Below are 6,109 nucleotides of genomic sequence, written 5' to 3'. Positions count from 1 at the left end.
GTAAAGGGCTGCTCGACGACGGCGAGATCGACCGTCGCAATCAACACATAGTCGCCGGGCGGCAGATCGAACTTGCTGTCAGGCCCATAGGCATAGGTCACCTCGTCCCTGGTTCCGTCGATCTTCTTTTTCGCCTTGACGATCTTGAAGCCGATACCCGAACCATCCGCCTTGTCGCCACCGGCCGTATAATAGGCGTTGGCAACGACATGGCCGACGCCGGCGATCACGTCCTTTTCGACTGTCTTGCCGGCAGCGAGCGGCATCGTCTCGGTGACCACGCCCTGCCCGATGGTGACAGTTACCTTCTGGTCGCCTGCCGGCAACACGGTTTTCGTGGTCCCATAATAGGTCGCGGGCATGTCAGCGCCCGGATAATCGATCACGACGGACGCGCCATCGACAACCTCCGCCCCCTCGCTGGGTCGCGGATGGATGATGAGCATGCCGGCGTTCAAGATGAAGAGAGGCTTGTAGACCTGGCCTGCCTCGATCTTGATCGTCTGCTCAACCTTGGCCTCGCCGTCGCGCGCGACGATGATGTAGTCGCCCGGTTCCAGATTGGCTTTGTAGGCTCCGTATTCGGTGGTGACGTTGTCGCCACGCGTGCCGTCGGATTTCGCCTTGTAGACTTCCCACGCATTTCCGTCGGTGACCGGATCACCCCCCTCTGCCAGCACCGCGGTCGGCAGAAAATTGAATTCCGGTTTTTCCGGTGCGGGCGCCGGAGCCGGAGCAGGCGTCGGTTCGGGCGCGGGTGCGGGTGCGGGAGCCGCAACCGTCTCGACAAGCGCGTCCTGCAGTGCCTTCTCGTCCGACGCCTGGATGTATTTGCCGCCGGTGTTCTCGGCAAGGCAGGCGATCTGCTTGCCTTCGTCAGCGGTAAGGCCGAAACCGACGACGTCGGCCGTAAAATCGACGCCGGACGCTTCCAGTTCCTTGCCAAGCGCGCAAGGGTCGCCACCGCAGGTCTCAAGCCCGTCGGTGATCAGAACGACGGTGGCCTTGTCCTCGGTGTATTTCAACGCTTCGGCGGCCTGCTTGACGGCTGCCGTCAGCGGCGTCTTGCCGAGGAATTTCAGGCTGTCGGCGGCAGCGGAGATCGCGCTTGCCGAACCGGGTTGGGGCGGCACGATCAGCTGGATGTCGTCACAGCTGCCTTTTTCGCGATGGCCATAGGCCATGAAGCCGATTTCCGCATCGGCGGGGGTCGATTGAAGCACGGTCCTCAGCGACTCGCGGGCGATCTCAAGCTTGGGCTTGCCGTCGATCTGGGCCCACATCGAGCCGGAGGCATCGAGGATGATGATGACCTTGTCGGCGGCATAGCCGAGCGTCGTCATCGACAAAAGGAGCATCGCCGCGGCGATGCTCCGTGCAAGTCCCGCCATCGAAATCTCCTGAATGAGCCATCCCGTCCGTCCGCGCGCCAAAACTATTTGAGCGCGCGCCGGGACACAAGCCCGGGCGCGGTGGACTTCGCTCAGGCGCCGGATGTCGCTGCCGGGACAAAGCCTTCCCGACGGACGATCGCCAGGTATCGGCTGTCGGCACGCAGCCCCTTGAAGAGCGGATCTATGCGTATGCCCAGCATGTCATCCTCCTTGCGCCGCGCCGCTTCCTCGAGATAGCGGATCGCGTCATCGTTCCGCCCCAGCATCGCCGCGGTGCCCGCCACCTTGTAGGCGGGCTCCAGGTTCTTCTCGTACTGCCTGATCTGCTCCGTATACATGGCCGACAACAGGCCCTCGCCGCCCGATTGGCGCAGACCCGTCTCGGCCGCATCGGCGATGGCCTGGCGGGCGCTGCTGCCGGCGATCTCGGCGGCTCGCCGATATTCCCGCAGGAAATCGGTGAGGCGCCCCTGATCGAGATAGATGGTGGCGAGGTATTCCGGCGCGGAGCGCAAGTTCGGCTCGGCCTTGGACAGTTGCTGAAGGATCATCAGGGCGTCGTCCACCCGGCCCGCATAGAACAGGATCAGCGCCTTGTTGGCCACGATGGCGCGGGACTCCGGATTGAGCTCCTGCGCCCGGCTTATCTCGCGCAGCGGCGTTTCGGTTTCCCCCATGACCATCAGGGTCAGGGCATACCAGTGGTGCGTCTGCGCTGCATTCGGATCCAGTTGGATGGCGCGTTCGAACAACTGCCTGGATTTGGCGAAATCCTTGGTCCAGTAGAAGGTGGTGAAGGCAAGGGCGGCATAGGCGCCCGCGTCGTCAGGATCGAGCGTGATGGCCCGCCGCGCCGCAGCCAGGGCACGCGGATAGGCCTCATTGGCCGGCATCAACGTGAACTGGCTGATCGTGTTGTAGGCCTCGGCGAGCTTGACATAGGCGTCTGCATAATTCGGGTCGAGCGTCGTCGCCTCGGTCAACAGTTGGATGGCATGGGTGAAGCCATCGGCCTGTCGTGTGCCGAGATGATAGACGGCATCGAGATAGAGGTCCTGGACCTTGGGATCGGGCCTGTAGGCGATCCGGGCCGGCGGCGCGTCGATACCTCGTGCCGTGACGGTGACGGCAACCGCCAACACCAACAGGGCGACCGCGCCAATGGCCAGCAGCGCCAGCCGGGGAAATGCCGGAATCCGGGTGCTCGAGGCCGATGTTGGCGGGACCCTGACAAGGGCGACGGGTTCGTCCGGCGGCGGTTCGACGTCATCCGGCAAGACGGTTTCGCCGCCGCGCAGCCATCGTTCGAGTTCATCGGTATAGGCGAAGACCAGGTTGCGCGCGCCGCCGGAGATCCGGTGCACCGGCAGCCCGCGCTGTTGTTCCCAGCGCCGCACCGTGCGTTCGTCGCGCCCGAAGAACGCGGCGATTTCCTTCCAGTCGCGAAGACGGCGGTCGCGCTTGCTGGCCAAGTCCGGTCCCGTGCCCAATCGCCCGCATCGGCCCATCGCCGCCGAAACGGCAAGGGCCAAGGCCTGCATCACCCTTCGAACCGCCAAACCAATCGGCTGAATTCGAACCCGTTAAAATAGTGGGCCATGAACGGAACAACTGCAAGGGGCCGGAGGAGCCGCATGGCGGGCTCGTGCTGATCCGCCAGGCCTTGTCGGCGTCTACGAGCTGGATCGCCGCGGCTCAGTATGTCGTGCGGCGCTCTTCCGACGGCGGCCTGCCGAATTGCAACCGGTAGCTCTGGGCAAAATAGGAATGCGAGGTGAAGCCCGTCGCGATCGCCACGTCGAGGATCGGCATGTTGGTCTGGCGCAGCAGTTCGCGCGCCCGCTCGAGCCGCAGCCGCATGTAATAGCGGCCGGGCGTGACATTGAGATGGCGCAGGAACAGGCGCTCAACCTGGCGCACCGACAGGCCCGCCGATTTGGCAAGCTGTACCGCCGACAAAGGCTCATCGAGATGGTCGGCCATCAATTCGACGATACGCCTGAGCTTCTCGGACTTCCCGGTCAGGTCCCGCTCCGGACCGACACGCTGCCGGTCGCCCGCCGAGCGGATGCGCTCGTGCTGGAACTGGTTGGCGACGCCATTGGCGAGGTTGGAGCCGAAATCGCCGCGCACGATCTCCAGCATCAGGTCGATCGAGGTGGTCCCGCCGGCGCAGGTGTAGCGCTTGCGGTCGATCTCGAAGACATTGCCCGTGCAATTGATGTCGGGAAAGCGCTCGACGAAGCCGGCACGGTTTTCCCAATGGATCGTGCAGCGATAGCCGTCGAGCTGACCGGCCTCGGCCAGCAGGTAGGATCCGACCGACAGCGCGCCCAGCGCATTGCCGCGCCGGCCCCAGCTGCGCAGCGCCGCCAGGACCTTGCTCTTGCCAGGAAATTCCGTCGTCAGACCGACCGAAACGAAGAGGATGTCGACCGGCGGCAGGTCGGCGACAGCGTAGTCGATCTTGAGCGGCAGGCCGTTCGACGCCATCACCGCATCGCCATCGGCCGATACCGTGGTCCAGCCATAGAAGTCGCGGCCAAGCAAACGGTTCGCTGACCGGAAGGTGTCGATCGCCGCGGCCAGCGAGAACATGGAGAACTTGTCGACCAGCAGGAAGGCAAAATGCCGGCCACCCTGAACGGGATCGCTGACGACCGGCCGTTCCTGGGGAATAGGGGTATTCGGCAAAGCTGTGGCTTTCAGGGACAATCCGGGCTCAGAAGGAGGGCCGCTTCAATCCGGCCGCAAGATAGGCCGAGGCTAACGTATTGGCCATCAGCATGGCAATGGTCATCGGCCCGACGCCGCCGGGCACCGGGGTGATGGCGCCGGCGATCTTGGCCGCTTCGGCATAGGCGACATCGCCGACAAGGCGGGACTTGCCCTCGCCCTTCTCGGGCGCGGGAATGCGGTTGATGCCGACATCGATGACCGTCGCGCCGGGCTTCACCCAGTCGCCCCTGATCATTTCGGGCCGACCGACGGCGGCCACCAGGATATCCGCGGTGCGCGCAAGTGCCGGCAGGTCTTTCGTGCGGCTGTGGGCGATGGTGACGGTGCAGTTGGCGGCAAGCAGCAGGTTGGCCATCGGCTTGCCGACGATGTTGGAACGGCCGACGACAACCGCATTGAGGCCGGACAGGTCCTTGCCGCGAACGCGCTCGATCAACAGCATCGAGCCGGCCGGCGTGCAGGGCACGAAGGCGGTGTCCAGTTCGCCGGTGCCGAGCTTGCCGACATTGATGAAATGAAAGCCGTCGACATCCTTCTGAGGCGCTATGGTCTGAATGATCTTGCCGGCATCGATATGAGCCGGCAGCGGAAGCTGCACCAGGATGCCGTTGATGGCCGGATCGGCGTTGAGGTCGCCGATGATCTTGAGCAAGGCATGCTCGGACGTGTCCGCGGGTAGCGTGTGCTGGACCGAATGGAAGCCGCAATCCTTGGCGGTGCGAGACTTGGAGGCGACATAAACCTGGCTCGCCGGATCCTCGCCGACGATCACCACGGCGAGACCAGGCTTGGCCTTGCCCTTGGCAATCAGGTCGGCCGTCAGGGCCTTGACCGTCCGCACCACGTCTTCGGCAACACTCTTACCGTCAATCACTTCGGCCATGGACCACCCTTAACACCGCGATGCTTCGGGCGGCATTTTCACGAAAATTCGGCCGGGCAATCTCGCCAGAGCGCCGTCCCATGCCGCTAACTCGAAACCGGCAGCCTTTATTCGACGCTCAGAAATAGCGGCGGCCCGTACGGTTCTCGGTGAGTTCATGGACCGCTTCGCGGAATTCACGCAGGCTGGCGCGGATTTCGTCGATCGAGGCCTGGAATTCGGCCTGATCGGTGCCCTGCGAAGGTTCCGCCGACGGCGCGAGAGGCTGGGCCGGCTGCAGCGGATAGGGCGCGGGCCGAGGCGGATAGGGCATCTGTCCGTAGGACGCCGGGATGGGCTGCGGATCGGGATAACCGGCTTGCGGCTGCATCCGCGAGGGCTGCGCCTGGGGGACGTCCGTCGGCTGCGGAACGTGCCTTGGATCTGGCATATCGGCACCGTGCGGGAAAACCGATCGATGCGTTCCTTGTTGCGAAGCGAAAGCCGGCGATGGTCCGCGCTGGCCGGTTGGAGTCCGATGTTCCGATGAAATCCCGATGTCGGCCGGATTGGGTCCGGCCTCGCTGGAGGGCGTGTCACCCACATCCCGTGCAGACGGCTTGCGCGACAAGCCATCGCGTACCCGCGACAGCAGGGCACCCACCCGACCGCTTTTGGCCCCTGCGGCTTCCGTCTGTGGAGATGCTGGCGGTCCCGGGAGGCGTGATGTCGGTGGAGGCGCCGCCTGATATGCCTTGTCTTCGTATCGCGTCCGGCGCTCGTCCATGGCGCGGTCGCGGCGCGAGCGCGATGTGGCGGTCTCGCGCAAGCTCTCATAGGCCCCACGCATGGCGCCGAGGCCGATGCCGGACGCAAAGCCCAGCAGCAGCCCGGCCAAAACGACCACGGCGCGCGATGGTCCGGTGGACTCGAGCGGGGCGAAGGCCTTCGAAATCACATTGATGTTGGCGGTGTTGATGTCCTTCTGCTCGCCGGTCTCCTTGGCGCGCAGCAGATATTGCTCATAGACCGACCGCTTGGCGGCGGCTTCGCGCTCCAGCTCGCGCATCGACACAAGGTCGTTGTTGACGTCGCCGCTGCGAACCTTCAGCTG

At 64.5% G+C, this 6,109-nt stretch carries 5 protein-coding genes; all 5 read right to left on the bottom strand.

Annotated elements, in window-relative coordinates:
- A partial coding sequence (locus WC739_RS23990; protein WP_372955482.1) for a VWA domain-containing protein occupies positions 1-1,391 on the bottom strand: 1,391 nt, incomplete at its 3' end.
- 92 nt (positions 1,392-1,483) lie between these two features.
- Positions 1,484-2,866 carry a tetratricopeptide repeat protein gene (locus WC739_RS23985; RefSeq protein WP_372955481.1) on the bottom strand — a complete coding sequence of 461 codons (1,383 nt, stop codon included), beginning with the start codon at positions 2,864-2,866 and terminating at the stop codon, positions 1,484-1,486.
- A 223-nt stretch (positions 2,867-3,089) separates the two neighbouring features.
- The gene (locus WC739_RS23980) at positions 3,090-4,088 is read right to left on the bottom strand and encodes a GlxA family transcriptional regulator (protein ID WP_372955480.1); all 999 of its coding nucleotides are present in this window, start codon (positions 4,086-4,088) and stop codon (positions 3,090-3,092) included.
- A gap of 28 nt (positions 4,089-4,116) precedes the next feature.
- Positions 4,117-5,016 carry a bifunctional methylenetetrahydrofolate dehydrogenase/methenyltetrahydrofolate cyclohydrolase FolD gene (gene folD / locus WC739_RS23975; RefSeq protein ID WP_372955479.1) on the bottom strand — a complete coding sequence of 300 codons (900 nt, stop codon included), beginning with the start codon at positions 5,014-5,016 and terminating at the stop codon, positions 4,117-4,119.
- 118 nt (positions 5,017-5,134) lie between these two features.
- The coding region (locus WC739_RS23970; RefSeq protein WP_372955478.1) for a GNVR domain-containing protein at positions 5,135-6,109 on the bottom strand (975 nt) is incomplete at its 5' end.

Source organism: Mesorhizobium sp., assembly GCF_041661565.1.
Taxonomy (GTDB): domain Bacteria; phylum Pseudomonadota; class Alphaproteobacteria; order Rhizobiales; family Rhizobiaceae; genus Mesorhizobium.
The sequence above is the reverse complement of the archived record's forward strand: the minus strand, read 5'-3'. Positions and strand labels throughout refer to the sequence as shown.

Bases quoted from the DNA above. Each gene is read 5' to 3' on its own strand.
- folD (WP_372955479.1), bottom strand. From the start codon at position 5,016: ATGGCCGAAGTGATTGACGGTAAGAGTGTTGCCGAAGACGTGGTGCGG.